Consider the following 18898-nt stretch of genomic DNA (forward strand, 5'->3'; position numbering starts at 1 on the left):
GGACAGGCGGATCAGGCGGGGCGGCGGTAGTGGTAACGATACTGCTCGACGAAGCCGAGGCCCTCATAGAGCCGGATCGCCGGCTCGTTCTCGGTCGTCACCTGGATGGCGGCGTAGCGCGCGCCGTTCTCGACCGTCCAGCCGAGCGCTGCCCGCATGACGGCGGCGCCATAGCCCTGGCGGCGCTTCGTCTTGTCGGTGACGACATTCAGGAAGACGCCGATGCCGCCGGCATTGACGGCGAGCGCGGCGGCGGCCGGCGTTCCATCCGGCGCATAGGCGACGATCCCGCGCGCTTCCGGCGCGATCAGGCCGAGCAGGGTCTTCAGGATCTCCACGGTCTTGGCGGAGGCGGCGCTCAGCGCCGTCTGGGCCCGGAACCAGCGCGGATCGGTCGGATTGAAAAAGCGCACGTCGCCGGTACGGGCGAAATCATGCCCGTCGAGATCCATGGCGAGGACGCGGCTTTCCTCGAAAGGGGCCCAACCCTTGCGATCCAGCGCCTCGAGGATGCCGGGGCCCGCCAGCGGCGTCACCCGGAACACCGGCTCGATACCGTTGCGCGACGACAGCGCCGCCAGATAGGCGATACGGCGCTCGGCATCGCCATCGTCGGCCAGATCGAGGCTCTGGAACGAGTTGGCGCGCTTGCTGTAGCCATGCGCGAAGCGCCAGACCCAGGCGCCGTCATGGACCGTGCTCAGCGCCGGCCAGGCGGAAAGGCACGCCGCCTCGATCGCGAGCGTCGTCGGCAACCTGCCCTCCGTTCCGGTCGTATCAGCTCCGATAATCGCCATTGATCGCGACATATTCCTTGGTGAGATCGCAGGTCCAAACCGCAGCCCGGCCGCTGCCGAGACCGATTTCGGCCGTGATCACGATTTCCTTGTTCTTCATGTAGGCAGAAGCGGCGGCTTCCGAATAGTCCGGATCGCGCTCCCCCTCGAAGGCGACGCGGGTTTCGCCGAAAGAAATCGACAGGCGGTCACGGTCGGCCGGCTCGCCGGCCTTGCCGACGGCCATGACGACGCGGCCCCAATTGGCGTCCTCGCCGGCGGCCGCCGTCTTGACCAGCGGCGAATTGGCGATCGACAGCGCGATGCGCTTGGCCGAGGCGTCGGAGACGGCGCCCTCGACGCGGACCTCGATCAGCTTGCGGGCGCCCTCGCCGTCGCGCGCCACCTGCTGGGCCAGATCGAGCAGGATCGCGTCCAGCGCTTCGGCGAAATCGGCGAGGCGCGGATCGGCCGGATCTGTGACGAGCTCGGCGCCGGCCGCCTTGCCGGTCGCGAAGAGCAGCAGCGTGTCGGAGGTCGAGGTGTCGCTGTCGACGGTGACGGAATTGAAGCTGCCGTCGACGCCCTTCGAGAGCAGCGCCTGCAGCACGGGCGCGGCGATGGCGGCGTCGGTGGCGACGAAGGAGAGCATCGTCGCCATGTCGGGCGCGATCATGCCGGCGCCCTTGGCGATGCCGTTGATCGTCACGGTGGCGTCGCCGAGCTTGACCGAGCGGGTCGAGCCCTTCGGGAAGGTGTCGGTGGTCATGATGGCGCGGGCGGCGTCGACCCAGGGGCCGCTGGCGGCGCGGGCCGCGGCATCCGGCAGGACGGCGGCGAATTTCTGGGCGTCGAGCGGCTCGCCGATCACGCCGGTGGAGGCGAGGAAGACCTCGTCGGGGCGGCAACCCGCGACCTTGGCCGCCAGCTCACCCTGCAGGCTCGTGGTCTCGCGCCCCTTCTTGCCGGTGAAGGCGTTGGCATTGCCCGAATTGACCAGCAGCGCCCGCGCGGTGCCGCCGGCAAGCGATTCCCGGCACCAGTCGACCGGCGCCGACGGGCATTTCGACCTGGTGAAGACGCCGGCGACCGTGGTTCCCTCGGCGAACAGCGCCAGGAAAACGTCGAGGCGGTTCTTGTACTTGATGCCGGCCTCGGCGGTCGCGAAGCGGACGCCCTCGATCGGCGGCATGTCGGGGAAGGGAACGGCGAGCGGGGAGACGGCGGTGGACATGATGCCTCGGCTGTTTCGGGCACGGGAAAGCCATCCCTCTGCCCGAAGCCTTGGTCACACGCAAGCCGTTTCGGCGCCCTCCCCGCCCCCTCGCCCAAGCAAAAGGGCCGGACGATGTCCGGCCCTTCCGTTAGCGATCCGTTAACGAGGCGTTATCCTCGCGTCAGCGCGGGCCTACTGGGCCGGCGCCGTCGCCGGGGCCGCCTTCAGGGCCGGGTCGAGGATATCGACCTTGCCGTCGGTGCGGAGCTTCGAGACGGTGTCGACGAAGGTGTCGCGCAGCACGAGCTGACGGACCTGGTCCTTGACCTGGTCATAGGTCGGCAGCGGCTGCTTGCGCTTCTCGATCGACTTGATGACGTGGAAGCCGTACTGCGACTTGACCGGCTTCTCGGTGTACTTGCCGGGCTCGAGCGCGAAGGCCGCGTCCTCGAACTCCTTGATCATCTTGCCCTTGGTGAAGAAGCCGAGGTCGCCGCCCATCTTGCCCGAACCGGGGTCTTTGGACTTCTCCTGGGCGATCTTGGCGAAGTCGCCGCCCTTGTCGAGTTCCTTGATGATGGCCTTGGCCTCGTCCTCGGTCTCGACCAGGATGTGCGCGGCGTGGACTTCCTCTTCCGGCACGATCTTGGCGACTTCCGCCTCATAGCGCTTCTTGACCGCCTCGTCGGTGACCGCGAGGTCGACCTTGGTGCGGAAGAACTCGTTGCGGAGCGCGCGGGCGCGCAGCAGCGCCAGGCGGCGCTGGAACTCGTCGGACTTGTCGAGCCCGGCCTGCTCGGCGGCGCCCGCCATCAGGCGCAGGTCGACGAGCACGTCGAGGATCGCCTTGCGGCGCTGGTCGGGAGCGACCTTGGCCAGCTCCTCGGCGAAGTCCTCGCCGGCGAGCGTCAGGTCGGCCTCGGTGATCGGCTGGCCGTTGACAGTGGCGAGCACCGTCTGCGGATCGACAGCCGCCGCTGCCGCTGCCGGCGCCGTGTCCTTGGCAGCCGCGTCCTGGGCCGCCGCGGGAAGCGCCATCGCCATCAGGCCGAGGACGGCCAAAGCGGGGCCGCGCAGGGCCGTCAGGGAAGATGAAACACGTGACGTCATGGACTTGTCCTGTTCCGTTACGGAGGGATAAGTGAAGAGTACGGACTACCCGACACGATCAAGTGGGTGGATCTGCTGCAATTCCGGCATTTTCCGGGCATTGGACGTGCCGGTGCCCACGTTGACAACCATTGTGCCCCCTCTTATCTGTCTCGGAACTCGGCGTCCAGAACGCTGTGACGTCTGGGGTGACGGCGTGCCTAGCGGTTTCCGGCCTTCGTCGCAGCCGATGCGATCGCGCCGACAACCAATAACCCGGCGTCCATCCCACTTCGGGCGGTCCGGACCAACATCAAGGATGACCAATGGTCGGTCTCGGCTCGCTCGCGCGCAAAATCTTCGGCTCCGCCAATGACCGCCGCGTCAAGGGCTACCGCCCGAAGGTCGCGCAGATCAACGCGCTGGAAGACGAGCTGTCGAAGCTCTCCGACGACGAGCTCCGCGCTCGCACCGAACAGTTCAAGCGCGAGATCGCGGCCGGCAAGTCGGTCGACGATCTGCTGATCCCCGCCTTCGCCACCGTCCGCGAAGGCGCCAAGCGCGCGCTCGGCATGCGTCATTTCGACGTCCAGCTGATCGGCGGCATGGTTCTGAACGACGGCTCGATCTCGGAAATGAAGACGGGCGAAGGCAAGACGCTGGTGGCGACGCTGCCCGTCTACCTGAACGCGCTCACCGGCAAGGGCGTGCACGTCGTCACCGTGAACGACTACCTCGCCAGCCGCGACGCCGAATGGATGGGCAAGCTCTACCGCTTCCTCGGCCTGTCGGTCGGCGTCATCGTGCACGGCCTCGACGACGACCAGCGCCGCGCGGCCTATGCCTGCGACATCACCTACGGCACCAACAACGAGTACGGCTTCGATTATCTGCGCGATAACATGAAGTACGAGCTCGGCCAGATGGTGCAGCGCCCGCATCATTACGCGATCGTCGACGAAGTCGACTCGATCCTGATCGACGAGGCGCGCACGCCGCTGATCATCTCCGGCCCGCTCGACGACCGCTCGGAGCTCTACAACACGATCGACGCGTTCATTCCGCGCCTCGAGCCGGAAGATTACGAGATCGACGAGAAGCAGCGCACCGCGAGCTTCACCGAGGCCGGCAACGAGAAGCTCGAGCAGCTTCTGACCGAGGCGGGCCTGCTCAAGGGTGAATCCCTCTACGACGTCGAGAACGTCACCGTCGTGCACCACATCAACCAGGGCCTCCGGGCGCACCGGCTGTTCCAGCGCGACAAGGACTACATCGTCAAGGACGACGAGGTCGTCATCATCGACGAGTTCACCGGCCGCATGATGCCCGGCCGCCGTTATTCGGAAGGCCTGCACCAGGCGCTGGAGGCGAAGGAACACGTCAAGATCCAGCCGGAAAACCAGACGCTGGCCTCGATCACGTTCCAGAACTATTTCCGCATGTACGAGAAGCTGGCCGGCATGACCGGCACGGCGCAGACGGAAGCGGCCGAGTTCGCCGACATCTACGGCCTCGAGGTCGTCGAGATCCCGACCAACGTCCCCGTCTCGCGTATCGACGATGACGACGAGGTCTACCGGACGGCCAACGAGAAGTACAAGGCGATCATCCGCGTCATCAAGGATTGCAGCCAGCGCGGCCAGCCCGTGCTCGTCGGCACCACCTCGATCGAGAAGTCGGAACTGCTGTCGGAGCTCCTGAAGAAGGAGAAGGTGCCGCACCAGGTCCTGAACGCCCGCTATCACGAGCAGGAAGCCTATATCGTCGCCCAGGCCGGCGTGCCCGGCGCCGTCACCATCGCGACGAACATGGCCGGCCGCGGTACCGACATCAAGCTCGGCGGCAACCTCGAGATGCGCATCGAGCGCGAGCTCGGCGAGGTTCTCGACGAGACCGAGCGCGACCGCCGCATCGAAGAGATCAAGGCCGAGATCGCCGTCCTGAAGGACAAGGCGCTCGCCGCCGGCGGCCTCTACGTCATCGGCACCGAGCGGCATGAAAGCCGCCGCATCGACAACCAGCTGCGCGGTCGTTCCGGCCGCCAGGGCGACCCGGGCCATTCGCACTTCTTCCTGTCTCTGCAGGACGATCTGATGCGCATCTTCGGCTCCGAGCGCATGGACGGCATGCTGCAGAAGCTCGGCCTCAAGGAGGACGAGGCGATCGTCCATCCCTGGATCAACCGGGCGCTGGAGAAGGCGCAGCAGAAGGTCGAGGCGCGCAACTTCGACATCCGCAAGAACCTGCTCAAATACGACGACGTCATGAACGACCAGCGCAAGGTCATCTTCGACCAGCGCATCGAGCTGATGGCCGAGGAAGACGTCGCCTCCACCGTCGACGACATGCGCAACGAGGTGATCGCCGGTCTCGTCGCCAAGCACATCCCGGAAAAGGCCTATCCCGAGCAGTGGGACGCCAAGGGCCTGCACGAGGCGCTGATCGCCGCCGTCAATCTCGACCTGCCGATCGAGGAATGGGCTGGCGAGGACGGCATCGCCGACGCCGAGGTGCTGGAGCGCGTGCAGAAGGCCGGCGACGAGGCGGCAGCTGCCCGCACCGAGCGCTTCTCGCCGACCGTCATGCGCCAGGTCGAGAAAGCCGTGCTGCTGCAGACGCTCGACCATCTGTGGCGCGAGCACCTGGTCACGCTCGACCATCTGCGCCAGGTCATCGGCTTCCGCGGCTACGCCCAGCGCGACCCGCTGAACGAGTACAAGACGGAATCCTTCGAGCTGTTCCAGAGCATGCTGCAGAGCCTGCGCGAGGCCGTCACGGCGCAGATGATGCGCGTCGAGATCATGCAGTCGCCGCCGCTGGCGCCGGACGATGTCGACGACATCCAGGCGCTGCATCTCGATCCGCTCTCGGGCGAGAACGAGTTCGACCAGCCGCTGCTGCAGAACGCCGACGCCGCCGCCGGCTTCGCAGCACTCGGCGTCGATCCGAACGACCCGACGACCTGGGGCCGCCTGCAGCGCAACGCCCCCTGCCCCTGCGGCTCCGGCAAGAAGTTCAAGCACTGCCACGGCAAGCTCGCCTGAGGCAGCGCCCTTCGCGGTCAATACAAAAGCCCGGCATCCGCGATGCCGGGCTTTTTTTGTTTTTGGGGGCTTAGGCCCGAGCCCCACGCCGGAGCGTTGCGGGCCTTCGACGGAAGGGGGAAGACCACGCCGGCAGACCACCCTCCGCCGTCATCCCTGCGAAAGCAGGGATCCATCCATCCGCCGCACAAGTCCAACCGGGCGGATACGGCCGACCGGAGCACGAGTCGCATCGGGGAGGCGGAGCCCGACGGCGAGGTTTATGGATCCCTGCTTTCGCAGGGATGACGGCGAGGGTGGGACGCCGCCGATGCCAATACCGTCCGGTTCCGAGCGGGCTTGTTTCAAACGCCACAATGGCCGAAGGAGGCCCTTCGCCTCTCCCATGGGGAGAGGTCGACGGCCGAAGGCCGGCGGGTGAGGGGTTGCGGCCTCGAAGGTCCGGCTCCCGACGGGCGGAGCGTCATCCGGACGGTTCCCTACCCCCTCACCCGGCCCTGCGGGCCGACCTCTCCCCATGGGAGAGGTGAGGTCCGCGACGCGAACGGCAACGCAGTTGGCTTACCGTTCGCCCCACACACCGGCGTCATCCCGGGCTTGATCCGGGATCCATTCAGCCGAGGCGTACGGAGGCTCCCCGGTGCACCCGCGCACAGCCGGGAGCTCGGGCTCCCTATGCCCAGGCTGTATGGATTCCTGCTTTCGCAGGAATGACGGAGAGGGTGGTGACCGACGGAGACCTGCGAGAAAATGCCCGCCTTACGACGGCTGGCGCTTCTTGAACTTGTCCCAGAAGCCCGGCTTCTTTTCGGCGGCGGCGGGCGCGGCGGCCGGCTCCGCGGTCAGGCGGACCGGCGAGGGTACGGGGAGCGGCATGCCGGGGGCCGGGACGCCGCCGATCGCCATTGAGGCGGCGTTGCCCTCGACGACGACGGGCGTCGCGAAGGCGGCCGGCGCCGCGGCGACGGTGGCAGCGTCGGCCGAGGCCTGGCGGGCGGCGAAGTCAGCCGCCGCCTTGGAGGCGTCGATCTTGGAGGCGTCGACCTTCGCGGCCGCGACCTGGTCCTGGCCGTCGAGCTTGCTGGACATGGCCAGGAAGACCTGCTGGTCCCTGCCCTGCTTCTGCTTGACCGCCGCGTCCAGCCATTCCGGCACGCGCATGTCGGTCGGGCAGGCCGAGGTCGGGTTCAGCTTGCCGCTGGTGTCGACGTTGAAGACGTAGCGCTTGTCGCAGACGCCGACGACCGGCGGCTTGCGCGTCACCTCGAAATGGTCGTTGCCGTCCTTCAGCATCTGCCAGAACGACATGTTCGGGTCGTTGCGGTGACGCGCCATGTTCTCCGGCGTCATGCGGAACGGGTAGAGATTGACCTCGAAGGAGCGCTGGCCGCCGAGGAAGGAATCGCGGGCGAGCCAGTAGATCTCGCCGGCGGATTCGTCGGTCATCGAATAGCAGCCGGCCGACGAGCAGGCGCCATGCACCATCAGGCTGTTGCCAGTGCGCCCCCAGGCGTCGTCATAGGCATTCGGAAAGCCGATGTTGAACGACAGGTAGTATTTGGAGTTCGGGTTCATCTGGCCGGGCTTGACCGTATAGAAGCCCTCCGGCGCCTGCCGGTCGCCTTCCTTGACCTTGGGGCCGAGCTTGCCGGACCATTTGCAGATCGAATAGGTCTTGAGCAGGCCGTAGGTGCCGTCGCGGCGCTGCTTCCAGACCTCGAATTCGGAGGTTTCCTTGAAGGAGCGGATGTAGATCGGCGCCTTCGGATCCATGTTGAGCTGCTCCATCTTCGCCTTCAACTTGGCGGGGAGCGGCTTCATGTGCTTGGGAACGCCGGCATCCTGGCAGGCGGCGAGCGCCAGACCCGCCACGACCACCAGGGCGGCCTTGCGGAGGCGCGAAAAAAGCACGGAACCCAAAAACGCGGAAACGGACGACCCGGAACCCGACGACGCGAACACTGACGATCCGAAAACTGACATGGACACCCCTGTGGAGCCCTCGCCCGATGCGCGCCGTGCTCCATCCCGTCTCTTAAGCGACCGCACGTCCCGTTGGGGGACGTGCAGATCGAATCAAATGCTCTTTAAGCTGGAAGACGGGCAGAATCGTGTCAAAGCGTCCGGCCGATCGCGAGAAACTTCTCGCGACGCTGGCGCTTGATGTCGGCCTCGGACTGGCCCTCGAACGCCGCCAGCGCCTGCTCGATCGCCTGGCCGGTCGCGTCGATCGCGGCGTCCGGCTCGCGGTGGGCTCCGCCCATCGGCTCGGGGATGATCTCGTCGATGACGTTGAAGCGGAACAGATCCTGCGCCGTGATCTTCATGTTGGTCGCGGCGTCCTGCGCGCGGCTGCCGTCGCGCCAGAGGATCGAGGCGGCGCCTTCCGGCGAGATCACGCTGTAGATCGAATGCTCGAGCATCAGCACGCGATTCGCGGTCGCGATCGCGATCGCGCCGCCGGAGCCGCCCTCGCCGATGATGACGGAGACGTTCGGCGTGCCGAGACCCAGCGCCGCCTCGGTCGAGCGCGCGATCGCCTCAGCCTGGCCGCGTTCCTCGGCGTCAATGCCGGGATAGGCGCCGGCGGTGTCGACCAGCGCGATCACCGGAAGCGAGAAGCGCTCGGCCAGTTCCATGATGCGCACGGCCTTGCGGTAGCCCTCGGGCCGGGCCATGCCGAAATTGTGGCGCAGCCGGCTCTCGGTGTCATGGCCCTTCTCCTGGCCCATGACGGCGACCGGGCGACCACGGAAACGGCCGAAACCGGCGAGGATCGCCTGGTCTTCGCCGAACTTGCGGTCGCCGGCGAGCGGCGTGAAATCGGTGATCAGCCGCTTGGCGTAGTCGACGAAGTGCGGCCGGTCGGGATGGCGCGCGACCTGCGTCTTCTGCCAGGGCGTCAGCTTGGCGTAGATGTCGGCGAGGGCCTGGCCGGCCTTCACCTCGAGCTTGGCGATCTCGTCACCGACCGCGACGGCGTCACCCTTCTCTGCCAGGGCGCGCAGTTCCTGCACCTTGCCCTGGAGATCGGCGACGGGTTTTTCGAATTCAAGAAAGGTTCGCATCCAGACCTTCAAGCCGTACAAACATGGCTTAGTGTGGGCGGCCGGATAGACCTCCCCGAAAGTGGGCGCACACTGGCTGCAAGCCCCGGCGGTGTCAAGTTGACCCTACCGTCAGGCGTGACTTCGATCACGATTTTGCCAGCGGATGGTGCTCGGCGACGAGCGCGCGCAGCCGCTCCTCCAGCACATGCGTATAGATCTGTGTCGTCGAGATGTCGGCGTGGCCGAGCAATTGCTGCACGATGCGGAGGTCGGCGCCGTTCTGCAGCAGGTGACTTGCAAAGGCATGGCGCAGCACATGCGGGGACACGCGCGAGGCCGGAATGCCGGCGGCGACGGCGAGATCCTTCAGGTCGCGGGCAAAAGCCTGGCGGGTCAGCGTGCCGCTGTCGCCGAAGGAGGGAAACAGCCACTGGCCGCTCGGCGCCTTGCCCTCGTGCTCGCGCCGCAGCGCCATGTAGCGGGCGATCGCCTCGCGGGCGCGGCCCGTCAGCGGCACCATGCGCTCCTTGCTGCCCTTGCCGCGCACGATCAGCACGCGGAGATCGGCCCGCGCCGCCGACGAAGGCAGCGCCACCAGCTCGGAAACACGCATGCCGGACGCATAGAGTGTCTCGAGCAGGGCGGCGAGGCGGGCGGCCCGCAGCGCCGCGCCGGAGGTTTTCGCCGCGCCGACATTCGTCTCGGCGGTGGCGAGCAGCCGGTCGACCTCCGCCTCCGACAGCACCTTAGGGATCGGCACCTTGCGCTTCGGCCCCTCGACGATGCCGGAGGGATCGTCGGCGCGCACGCCTTCGGAAAACAGGAAGCGATGCAATTGGCGCAGCGCCGAGAGCCGGCGCGCGGCCGACGAGGCGGCGAAGCCGCGCACCTCGAGATCGACCAGATAGGCGCGGACGTCGGCGAGCGTCGCCCGCTCGAAATCGAGCCGGTGGCCGACGAGGAAATCGGCATAGTCCTCGAGGTCGCGGCGATAGGAGGAGAGCGTATGCGGCGAGGCGCCCCGCTCGGCGCTCATCATCTCGAGAAAGGCTTCGAGGTGGTGCAGCCCGGCGAGCGAGCGAGCGCCCTTCGATTTCGCGGCCATCTTCTCGGCCATCATGGCTCCCGCAGCAATTTGTCGGTCGGCACCCGGATCGTGATCTCGCGCGGCGTCGGCTCGACATAGTTCGCCAGCACGAACACGATCGCATAGCCGGCGAGCGCGAGCAGGATGCAGGCGGCGATGAAGCGCGACAAGGTCGGCATGAACCGGTCCCGGACCTTTGGAATAGTGGTTCTCTGGTTATGGCCGTGGCGGGGCGTCGATGGCAAGCGCGGCGCGATGGCCGGGGCGGAGCGGCCCGCCGGCCCGGTCCGAAGCGCTTTTGGGCGCTCTCCTCCCCATTCGCCGCCGCCCGCATGCTTGACAGCATCGCCCGCGTCCGGTTCTACCTCGGCAGAGGCCGGACGAGGAGCTGCGGAACCATGATTGAGAGCATTGTTCCAGAGAATGAGAGCATCGCAGCCGGGGCGGACCTGATCGACCGCCTGGGTCCGCGCGCCATCGTGCTGGTCGGACTGATGGGCGCCGGCAAGACCTCCGTCGGCAAGCGCATCGCCGCCAAGCTGCACCTGCCCTTCATCGACGCCGACGCAGAGATCGAGAAGGCGGCCGACGCCACCATTCCCGAGATCTTCGCCCAGCACGGCGAGGCCTATTTTCGCGACGGCGAGCGGCGGGTGATCAAACGCCTGCTCGACGGCACCCCGAAGGTGCTGGCAACCGGCGGCGGCGCCTTCATGAACGAGGAGACGCGCGCGGCGATCCTCGGCGGCGCCGTCTCGATCTGGCTGCGCGCCGAGCTCGACGTGCTGATGGCGCGCGTGCGCAAGCGCGCCAACCGGCCGCTGCTGCAGAACCCCGATCCCGAAGGCACGATGCGCCGGCTGATGGCCGAGCGCGACCCCGTCTATGCCGCGGCGAACATCCACATCCTGTCGCGCGACGTGACCCACGAGGTCGTCGCCGACGAAACCATCGAAGCCCTGCTCGCCTTCCTGGCGGCCGAGACGCCTACCGAGGAATCCTGATCCCATGACCGCAGACGCCGCCGCCATCACCTCGGTTCCGGTCGCGCTGGGCAGCCGCGCCTACGACATCCTGATCGGCCGCGGCCTCCTCGCCGATGCCGGACGCGCCATCGCGGAGCGCCTGCCCAATGTCCGCGCGGCCGTCGTCACCGACGAGACCGTCGCCGGCCTGCATCTGGCCCAGCTCACCGCCTCGCTCGACGCCGCCGGCATTCCGAGCGTGCCGATCGTCGTCGCGCCCGGCGAAGGCTCGAAGAATTTCCAGACGCTGGAGACGGTCACCCGCGCCATTCTCGGCGCGCGGCTGGAGCGCGGCGACATCGTCATCGCGTTCGGCGGCGGCGTTGTCGGCGATTTGACCGGCTTCGCGGCGGCGATCGCCCGGCGCGGCATGCGCTTCGTCCAGATCCCGACCTCGCTGCTCGCCCAGGTCGACAGCTCCGTCGGCGGCAAGACCGGCATCAACACCGCCGAGGGCAAGAACCTCGTCGGCGCCTTCCACCAGCCCGACCTCGTCATCGCCGATACGGGGATTCTGGACACGCTTAGCCCTCGCGAGTTCCGCGCCGGCTATGCCGAAGTGGCAAAATACGGCCTGATCGACGACGCCGGCTTCTTCGCTTGGCTGGAGCAGAACTGGCAGGGCATCCTTTCCGGCGGACCGGAGCGCGAACACGCGGTGGCGACGAGCTGCCGCGCCAAGGCCAAGGTGGTGGCGGCCGACGAGCACGAGACCGGCGAGCGGGCGCTTCTCAATCTCGGCCACACCTTCGGCCACGCGCTCGAATCGGCCACCGGCTATTCGCAGCGCCTCGTGCATGGCGAGGGCGTCGCCATCGGCATGGTGCTGGCGCATCAGTTCTCGGCGCGCATGAACCTCTGTTCGCCGGACGACGGCGTCCGCGTCGAGGCGCATCTGAAGGCGGTCGGCCTGCCGACGCGCCTTTCCGACATCCCGGGCGAGCTGCCGGACGCGGACGGGCTGATGAAGCTGATCGCGCAGGACAAGAAGGTCTCGCGCGGCACGCTGACCTTCATCCTGACCCGCGGCGTCGGTCAGGCCTTCATCGCCAAGGACGTCCCCCCGGCGGCGGTCCAGGCGTTTCTTACGGACAAGCTGGCGGGCTGATTTTTCACCGAGAGGGGCAGGCCCCTCACCTCTCCCATGGGGAGAGGTCGACGGCCGCAGGCCGGCGGGTGAGGGGCTGCGGCCTCGCAGGATGATTTCCAGCGGAATGGCGCTTTATCCGGACGGTTCCCTACCCCCTCACCCGGAGCTTCGCTCCGACCTCTCCCCATGGGAGAGGTGAAGGGCGAGTGCACCCGGATCCTCCGCCATGTCCGTGCGCGCCCCGACATTTCTGCCCCACGCTCCCCGTCATTCCTGCGAAAGCAGGAATCCATCCATCCGCGCCCTCGGGGCCTCTTCGCGCCAAGCCTCCCTGCAGCGTTCACCCGGAAAAATGGATCCCGGGTCGGGGCCCGGGATGACGGCGAGGGTGTGGAGACGGCGGCGGGAAGGCGGCGAGGCCTCTTCGCCACGTCTTGTGGGAAGCGGCCGACGCCCCGGACCGGCAGCCCCTTTCACCTCTCCCATGGGGAGAGGTCGACGGCCGTAGGCCGGCGGGTGAGGGGTTGCGGCCTCGCAGGACGATTTCCAGCGGAATGGCGCTCTATCCGGACGGTTCCCTACCCCCTCACCCGGAGCTTCGCTCCGACCTCTCCCCATGGGAGAGGTGAAGGGAGACCGAGGAGCCCTACTCCGGCGCCTTCGCCTGGATGGCTAAGGCGTGGACGCCGGCGGCGAGTTCGTCGGCGAGGATCGCGTTGATCGCGCGGTGGACATCGACGCGGCTCTTGCCGCGGAACGCTTCCGCCGTGATCTTCACGCGAAAATGCGTCTCGCCTTCCGGCCGATGGCCGGCATGGCCCTTGTGCAAATGCGACTCGTCGATCACATCTAGGCTCTGCGGCGACAGGGCACTTGTCAGCGCCTGCGTGATCCGCTCTTTCGTATCCATACAGAGAACCTCGTTCGCATGGCGAAACGTCGCCTTGTCGGTCGACGGGGTGGCTACCATAATCGCACCATGAAGCTCGATTCAAAATTGTTCGACGGAATCCGGATCAAGCCGAGCGTCGATGAGACTGTGCTGAAGCGGTCCGCGCCGACCTGCGGCTGGGAGGGCTGCGATCGCGCGGGCACGCACAAGGCGCCGAAGGGGCGGAACCGCGAGGGCCAGTTCCACCATTTCTGCATCGATCACGTCCGCCTCTACAACAAGAGCTACAACTACTTTTCCGGCATGGGCGACGACGACATCGCCGCCTACCAGAAGGATTCGCTGACCGGCCACCGGCCGACCTGGACCATGGGCGTCAACAGCGCCGGCGAGCAGCGCGAGCGCGTCAAGAGCCATGCGGCGCGCGACTGGAGCGGCGGCGTCCAGGATCCGTTCGACATGTTCGACGGCACGGCGGGGCGCGTGAAGGAGCCGCCGAAGCCGGCGCGCCACCTGAAGACGCTCGAGCGCAAATCCTTCGACACGCTCGACCTCGAGGGCAGCGAAACCAGCGTCGAGATCAAGGCGCGCTACAAATCGCTGGTGAAAATCTATCACCCGGATGCCAATGGCGGCGACCGCAGCTCGGAGGACAGGCTGCGCGAAATCATTCAGGCATATAACTTTCTCAAAGCGGCCGGCTTCTGCTAGAAGACGCTCATCCTCCGCTCGCGCCCGCGGGTGGAAAATCAGTTTGGCCCTCCCGCCTTGAACCCGACCGCAAGCGTCCGCTGGATGCGACGGAGCAGACATGACTGAGACGACGACTGATCGCACCGCCCTGCCCGATACGATGATCTCCGTGCGCGAGGTCTTCGGCATCGATTCCGACATGCAGGTGCCGGCCTATTCCGAGCCGAACGAGCACGTGCCGGATTCCGATCCGGACTATCTCTTCGACCGGACGACGACGCTGGCCATCCTGGCCGGCTTCGCGCGCAATCGTCGCGTCATGGTCACCGGCTATCACGGCACCGGCAAGTCGACGCATATCGAGCAGGTCGCCGCCCGTCTCAACTGGCCGGCCGTGCGCGTCAACCTCGACAGCCACATCAGCCGTATCGACCTGATCGGCAAGGACGCGATCGTCATCAAGGACGGCCTGCAGGTCACGGAATTCCGGGACGGCATCCTGCCCTGGGCCTACCAGCACAACATCGCGCTGGTGTTCGACGAATATGACGCCGGCCGCCCGGACGTGATGTTCGTGATCCAGCGCGTGCTCGAATCGGCCGGCCGTCTGACGCTGCTCGACCAGAACCGCGTCATCCGCCCGCATCCCGCCTTCCGCCTGTTCGCCACCGCCAACACGGTCGGCCTCGGCGACACGTCGGGCCTCTATCACGGCACGCAGCAGATCAACCAGGCGCAGATGGACCGCTGGTCGATCGTCACCACGCTGAACTACCTGCCGCACGACAACGAGGTCGGCATCGTCGTTTCGAAGGCCAAGCACTTCGCCGATCCGAAGGGCCGCGCCCTGGTCGGCCGCATGGTCCGCCTCGCCGACATGACGCGCTCGGCCTTCATCAACGGCGACCTGTCGACCGTCATGAGCCCGCGCACCGTCATCACCTGGGCCGAGAACGCCGAGATCTTCGGCGATATCGGCTTCGCCTTCCGCGTGACGTTCCTGAACAAGTGCGACGAGCTCGAGCGCTCGCTGGTGGCGGAATTCTATCAGCGCGCCTTCGGCGAAGAGCTGGTCGAGTCGGCCGCGAATGTCGTGCTGAGCTAAGGTGAGGCTCAAGCCCTCTCGCCTGAGGGAGAGAGACTGAGCCCTCTCCCGCCCGCGGGAGAGGGCTGGGTGAGGGACTTGCTTCTCACCCTGCCCGCACGAGCCGGATGCCAAAGACCCCTACCCCCGCCCTCTCCCGCCATGCGGGCGAGGGTGCTGGAAGGGGCGAGGAAGAAAAAATGAGCGGCAGCAACAGCGATCCGAGACAGAAGCCCGGCGAGGCGATGACGGAACCGTTCAAGCGGGCCGTCGCCGGCTGCGTCCGCGCGATTTCCGGCAAGCCTGACCTCGAGGTCTCGTTCTCGAACGACCGGCCGATCCTGACCGGCATGCGCGCCCGCCTGCCGGAACCGGCCCGCAAGCCGACCGCGGCCGAGATCGCCGTCACGCGCGGCCTCGGCGATTCGATGGCGCTGCGGCTCGCCTGCCATGACGACGCGATCCACCGCGCGGTCGCGCCCGAGGGCAAGAACGCCCGCGCCGTGTTCGACGCGGTCGAGCAGGCGCGCGTCGAGGCGATCGGCGCCCGGCGGATGGACGGCGTCGCCGGCAATCTCGCCGCGATGCTGGAGGACCGCTATCACCGCGGCAATTTCCACGAGATCACCGAGCGCTCGGAAGCACCGCTGGAAGACGCCGTCTCGCTGATCGTGCGCGAGAAGCTGACCGGCCAGAAGCCGCCGGCCTCGGGCGAGAAGATCGTCGACCTCTGGCGCGACTGGATCGAGGAGAAGGCCGGCGCCGATTTTGACCGGCTGGCCGATACGCTGGGCGACCAGAAGCGCTTCGCCGCCGCCGTCCGCTCGATGCTCGCCTCGCTCGAAATGGCCGACGAGCTCGGCAGTGGCGACGAGGACGAGAACGACGACCAGGGCGACGCCACGGACGATTCGGGCTCCGAGCAGGAGAACGCCTCCGACCAGGCGGACCAGGCCGACAGCGACGCCTCGGAAGAGGCCGAGACGACGGGCGACGAGGCGGAAGCCGGCGAGACCGAGACGACCGAAGCCGGCGCCGAGGATGATTCCGAGGGCGACGACGTCGAGGACGCGCGCGACGCCGGCGAGGCGAAGCGCCCCGAGAGCCCGTTCACCAATGCCCCGCCCGGCATCGACTACAAGGCCTTCACGACGCGCTTCGACGAGACCATCAAGGCGGAGGATCTCTGCGATCCGGCCGAGCTCGACCGGCTGCGCGCCTTCCTCGACAAGCAGCTCGCGAACCTCCAGGGCGCCGTCGGCCGCCTCGCCAACCGCCTGCAGCGCCGCCTGATGGCGCAGCAGAACCGCTCGTGGGATTTTGACCGCGAAGAGGGAATGCTGGACCCGGCGCGGCTCCACCGCGTCGTCACCGATCCGATGCAGCCGCTCTCCTTCAAGATCGAGAAGGACACGAACTTCCGCGACACGGTGGTGACGCTGCTGCTCGACAATTCCGGTTCCATGCGCGGCCGGCCGATCACGGTCGCGGCGACGTGCGCCGACATCCTGGCCCGCACGCTGGAGCGCTGCGGCGTCAAGGTCGAGATCCTCGGCTTCACGACGCGCGCCTGGAAGGGCGGGCAATCGCGCGAGGCCTGGCTGCAGGCCGGCAAGCCGGCCGCCCCGGGCCGCCTGAACGACCTCCGCCACATCATCTACAAGGCCGCCGACGCACCCTGGCGGCGCGCTAGGCGCAATCTCGGCCTGATGATGCGCGAGGGCCTGCTCAAGGAGAACATCGACGGCGAGGCGCTCGACTGGGCGCATCAGCGCCTGCTCGCGCGCAGCGAGCAGCGCAAGATCCTGATGATGATCTCCGACGGCGCGCCGGTCGACGATTCGACCCTCTCCGTGAACACCGGCAACTATCTCGAGCGGCACCTTCGCTACGTCATCGACGAGATCGAGAACCGCTCGCCGGTCGAGCTGATCGCCATCGGCATCGGCCACGACGTGACGCGCTACTATCGCCGCGCCGTGACGATCGTCGACGCCGAGGAACTGGCGGGCGCGATGACGGAGAAGCTGGCGGAGCTGTTCGACGAACACCAGCAGCCGGCGCGCCGGCCGTCGAGACGCCGGGTCGCGCGATGAAAGGCGTGCGGGCAGCCTTCGCAGCGCTGCTCCTCGCCGGATCGACAGCGCTTGCCCCAAGCCTGACGTTTGCGGCGGGCTTCGAACCGGAGACGATCCGCACCAGCCGCATCGACCAGTTCCTGATCGGTCGCAGCCAGACCCAGTTCGGCGAGTTCGAATTCGCCGGCGGCCTGATCCTGACCTCGCCGAACCGCCAGTTCGGCGGGCTGTCCGGCATCGATTTCGGCCCCGACGGCAAGAGCTTCGTCGCGATCTCCGACACCGGCTACTGGTTTCGCGGCACGGCAGAGCGCGAGGCGGGCCGGCTCGTCGGCCTCAGCGACACGCGCTGGGCGCCGATGTTGAACGCCAAGGGCCAGCCGCTCGGCCTCAAGCACGACGCCGATGCCGAGGGCCTGCGGCTCACCACGATCGACGGCCGCGAGGCCGCCTATGTCTCCTTCGAACAGGCGAACGAGCTCCGCCTCTATCGCGCCGATCCCGACCTGGCGTTGGCGCGGCCGGAGGTGATCAAGTTCAACCGCGCCGGCCGCAAGCTCGTCGGCAATCGCGGCCTCGAGACCGTGGCGCTGGCGCCAGCGAACGGGCCGCTCAAGGGCTCGCCCGTGCTGGTGGCGGAGCGCTCGCTCGACAAGGCGCGCAACCATCGCGCCTGGATCGTGCGCGGCCCGCTGGCCGGTGCCTTCTCGGTGGTGCGCAGCGGCGACTACGACGTCACCGACGGCGCCTTCCTGCCGAATGGCGACCTGCTGATTCTCGAGCGGCGGCTGGTGGTGCCCTATGGCGTCGGCATGCGGCTGCGCCGGCTGCCCGGCGACGCCATCCGCCCCGGCGCCGTCGTCGACGGGCCGGTGGTGATGGAAGCCGACATGCTGGCCCAGATCGACAACATGGAAGGCCTCGCCGTCTCCACCGACCCCGACGGCCGGACCCGCATCACCCTCGTCTCCGACGACAATGTGAGCATCCTGCAGCGGACGCTGATGCTGGAGTTTCTCTGGCAGGGCCCCGGCACGGCCTCCGGCACCGCCGTCAACTGACACGAATCGATCCCGACCGAGCATAAAAAAAGCCCCGCCGAAGCGGGGCTTTTCGTATTCGACGGAACGCCTAGGCCGGGCGCATCTGCGCGTCGGGCCAGGGCAGCACGATCCGCATCAGCGCGCGATAGGGCGCAAGCAGGATCAGCGCGGCGCAGAACTTGACCGTGAGATCGCCCAGCGCCCACGACACCCAACGCGCGGTCTCGACCGAGAACAGGCCGAGCAGCGGCGCCGGCTGCAGCGCGAAGCTGTCATTCGGGCCGAGGAAGGACGCGAACGGCGCGAAGGCGAGCGTGAAGAAGATCGCCGTGTCGAAGATCGAGCCGAACACCGAGGCCGCCAGCGGCGCCCGCCACCAGGCCTGGCGACGCAGGCGGGCGAACAGGCTGATGTCGAGCATCTGGCCGACCAGATAGGCGGCGCCCGAGGCGGCGGCGAGGCGCGGCGTCGCCAGCTTCACCGACACCGCGACGGCGCAGACGAAGCCGACCAGCACGACGAGCCGCGCCACGCGCGGGCCGTAGCGGCGATTGGTCAGGTCGCTGACGAAGAAGGCGAGCGGAAAGGTGAACGCGCCCCAGGTCAGGATATCGGCGAGTTGAAGCCGCCCGACCATGGCCTCGACCGGATACTGGACGAGGACATTCGACAAAACGACAACGGCCGCCATGACGGCGGCCGCAACGATGTAACCCGGCTTGATCATCGAG

At 67.5% G+C, this 18898-nt stretch carries 16 protein-coding genes; 7 read left to right on the top strand and 9 right to left on the bottom strand.

Features of this window, described 5'->3' with window-relative positions:
* Window positions 1-11: 11 nt before the first annotated feature.
* The 3 genes from K32_RS18545 to K32_RS18555 form a co-directional block, all read right to left on the bottom strand.
* Window positions 12-755 carry an N-acetyltransferase gene (locus K32_RS18545; RefSeq protein ID WP_201400930.1) on the bottom strand — a complete coding sequence of 248 codons (744 nt, stop codon included), beginning with the start codon at window positions 753-755 and terminating at the stop codon, window positions 12-14.
* Window positions 756-777: 22 nt separating this feature from the next.
* Window positions 778-2010 (bottom strand): bifunctional glutamate N-acetyltransferase/amino-acid acetyltransferase ArgJ, encoded by a 1233-nt coding sequence (gene argJ, locus K32_RS18550; protein WP_201400931.1) that lies wholly within the window; start codon window positions 2008-2010, stop codon window positions 778-780.
* Window positions 2011-2184: 174 nt separating this feature from the next.
* A complete protein-coding gene (locus K32_RS18555; protein ID WP_244669606.1) occupies window positions 2185-3102 on the bottom strand; it encodes a peptidylprolyl isomerase in 918 nt (305 codons plus the stop codon).
* 305 nt (window positions 3103-3407) lie between these two features.
* On the opposite strand from K32_RS18555, the gene secA reads away from it, so the two are divergent.
* A complete protein-coding gene (secA, locus tag K32_RS18560; protein ID WP_201400932.1) occupies window positions 3408-6125 on the top strand; it encodes a preprotein translocase subunit SecA in 2718 nt (905 codons plus the stop codon).
* 759 nt (window positions 6126-6884) lie between these two features.
* On the opposite strand, the gene K32_RS18565 is transcribed toward secA, so the two are convergent.
* From K32_RS18565 to K32_RS18580, 4 genes are all read right to left on the bottom strand, one after another.
* Window positions 6885-8036 carry a murein L,D-transpeptidase family protein gene (locus K32_RS18565; RefSeq protein ID WP_244669608.1) on the bottom strand — a complete coding sequence of 384 codons (1152 nt, stop codon included), beginning with the start codon at window positions 8034-8036 and terminating at the stop codon, window positions 6885-6887.
* Between the two features lie 203 nt (window positions 8037-8239).
* The gene (locus tag K32_RS18570; RefSeq protein WP_201400933.1) at window positions 8240-9193 is read right to left on the bottom strand and encodes an acetyl-CoA carboxylase carboxyltransferase subunit alpha; all 954 of its coding nucleotides are present in this window, start codon (window positions 9191-9193) and stop codon (window positions 8240-8242) included.
* 127 nt (window positions 9194-9320) lie between these two features.
* Window positions 9321-10280, bottom strand: a complete 960-nt coding sequence (gene xerD / locus K32_RS18575; RefSeq protein WP_201404561.1) for a site-specific tyrosine recombinase XerD — start codon at window positions 10278-10280, stop codon at window positions 9321-9323.
* A gap of 11 nt (window positions 10281-10291) precedes the next feature.
* A complete protein-coding gene (locus K32_RS18580) occupies window positions 10292-10441 on the bottom strand; it encodes a histidine kinase (protein ID WP_201400934.1) in 150 nt (49 codons plus the stop codon).
* Between the two features lie 219 nt (window positions 10442-10660).
* Between K32_RS18580 and K32_RS18585 the strand changes: the two genes are divergently transcribed.
* Both K32_RS18585 and aroB read left to right on the top strand, forming a co-directional pair.
* A complete protein-coding gene (locus K32_RS18585) occupies window positions 10661-11266 on the top strand; it encodes a shikimate kinase (RefSeq protein WP_201400935.1) in 606 nt (201 codons plus the stop codon).
* A gap of 4 nt (window positions 11267-11270) precedes the next feature.
* Window positions 11271-12395, top strand: coding sequence for a 3-dehydroquinate synthase (aroB, locus tag K32_RS18590; protein ID WP_201400936.1), 1125 nt, complete (start codon window positions 11271-11273; stop codon window positions 12393-12395).
* Between the two features lie 628 nt (window positions 12396-13023).
* Here the strand turns inward: aroB and K32_RS18595 are convergent.
* Complete coding sequence (locus K32_RS18595) at window positions 13024-13287, bottom strand: BolA family transcriptional regulator (protein WP_201404562.1); 264 nt, start codon at window positions 13285-13287, stop codon at window positions 13024-13026.
* Between the two features lie 69 nt (window positions 13288-13356).
* Here K32_RS18595 and K32_RS18600 point away from each other — a divergent pair, with 69 nt between their 5' ends.
* The 4 genes from K32_RS18600 to K32_RS18615 all read left to right on the top strand — a co-directional run bounded on the left by K32_RS18600 (window position 13357) and on the right by K32_RS18615 (window position 18185).
* A complete protein-coding gene (locus K32_RS18600) occupies window positions 13357-13980 on the top strand; it encodes a J domain-containing protein (RefSeq protein WP_201400937.1) in 624 nt (207 codons plus the stop codon).
* 100 nt (window positions 13981-14080) lie between these two features.
* Entirely contained in the window at window positions 14081-15067 is a 987-nt protein-coding gene (cobS, locus tag K32_RS18605) for a cobaltochelatase subunit CobS (protein ID WP_201400938.1), read from the top strand.
* Between the two features lie 179 nt (window positions 15068-15246).
* Entirely contained in the window at window positions 15247-17142 is a 1896-nt protein-coding gene (cobT, locus tag K32_RS18610) for a cobaltochelatase subunit CobT (protein ID WP_201400939.1), read from the top strand.
* Window positions 17139-18185, top strand: coding sequence for an esterase-like activity of phytase family protein (locus tag K32_RS18615; RefSeq protein WP_201400940.1), 1047 nt, complete (start codon window positions 17139-17141; stop codon window positions 18183-18185). The genes cobT and K32_RS18615 overlap by 4 nt, the downstream gene beginning before the upstream one ends.
* 70 nt (window positions 18186-18255) lie before the next feature.
* On the opposite strand, the gene K32_RS18620 is transcribed toward K32_RS18615, so the two are convergent.
* Entirely contained in the window at window positions 18256-18894 is a 639-nt protein-coding gene (locus K32_RS18620) for a VUT family protein (RefSeq protein WP_201400941.1), read from the bottom strand.
* Between the last annotated feature and the right edge of the window lie 4 nt (window positions 18895-18898).

Source organism: Kaistia sp. 32K, from assembly GCF_016629525.1.
Lineage (GTDB): Bacteria > Pseudomonadota > Alphaproteobacteria > Rhizobiales > Kaistiaceae > Kaistia.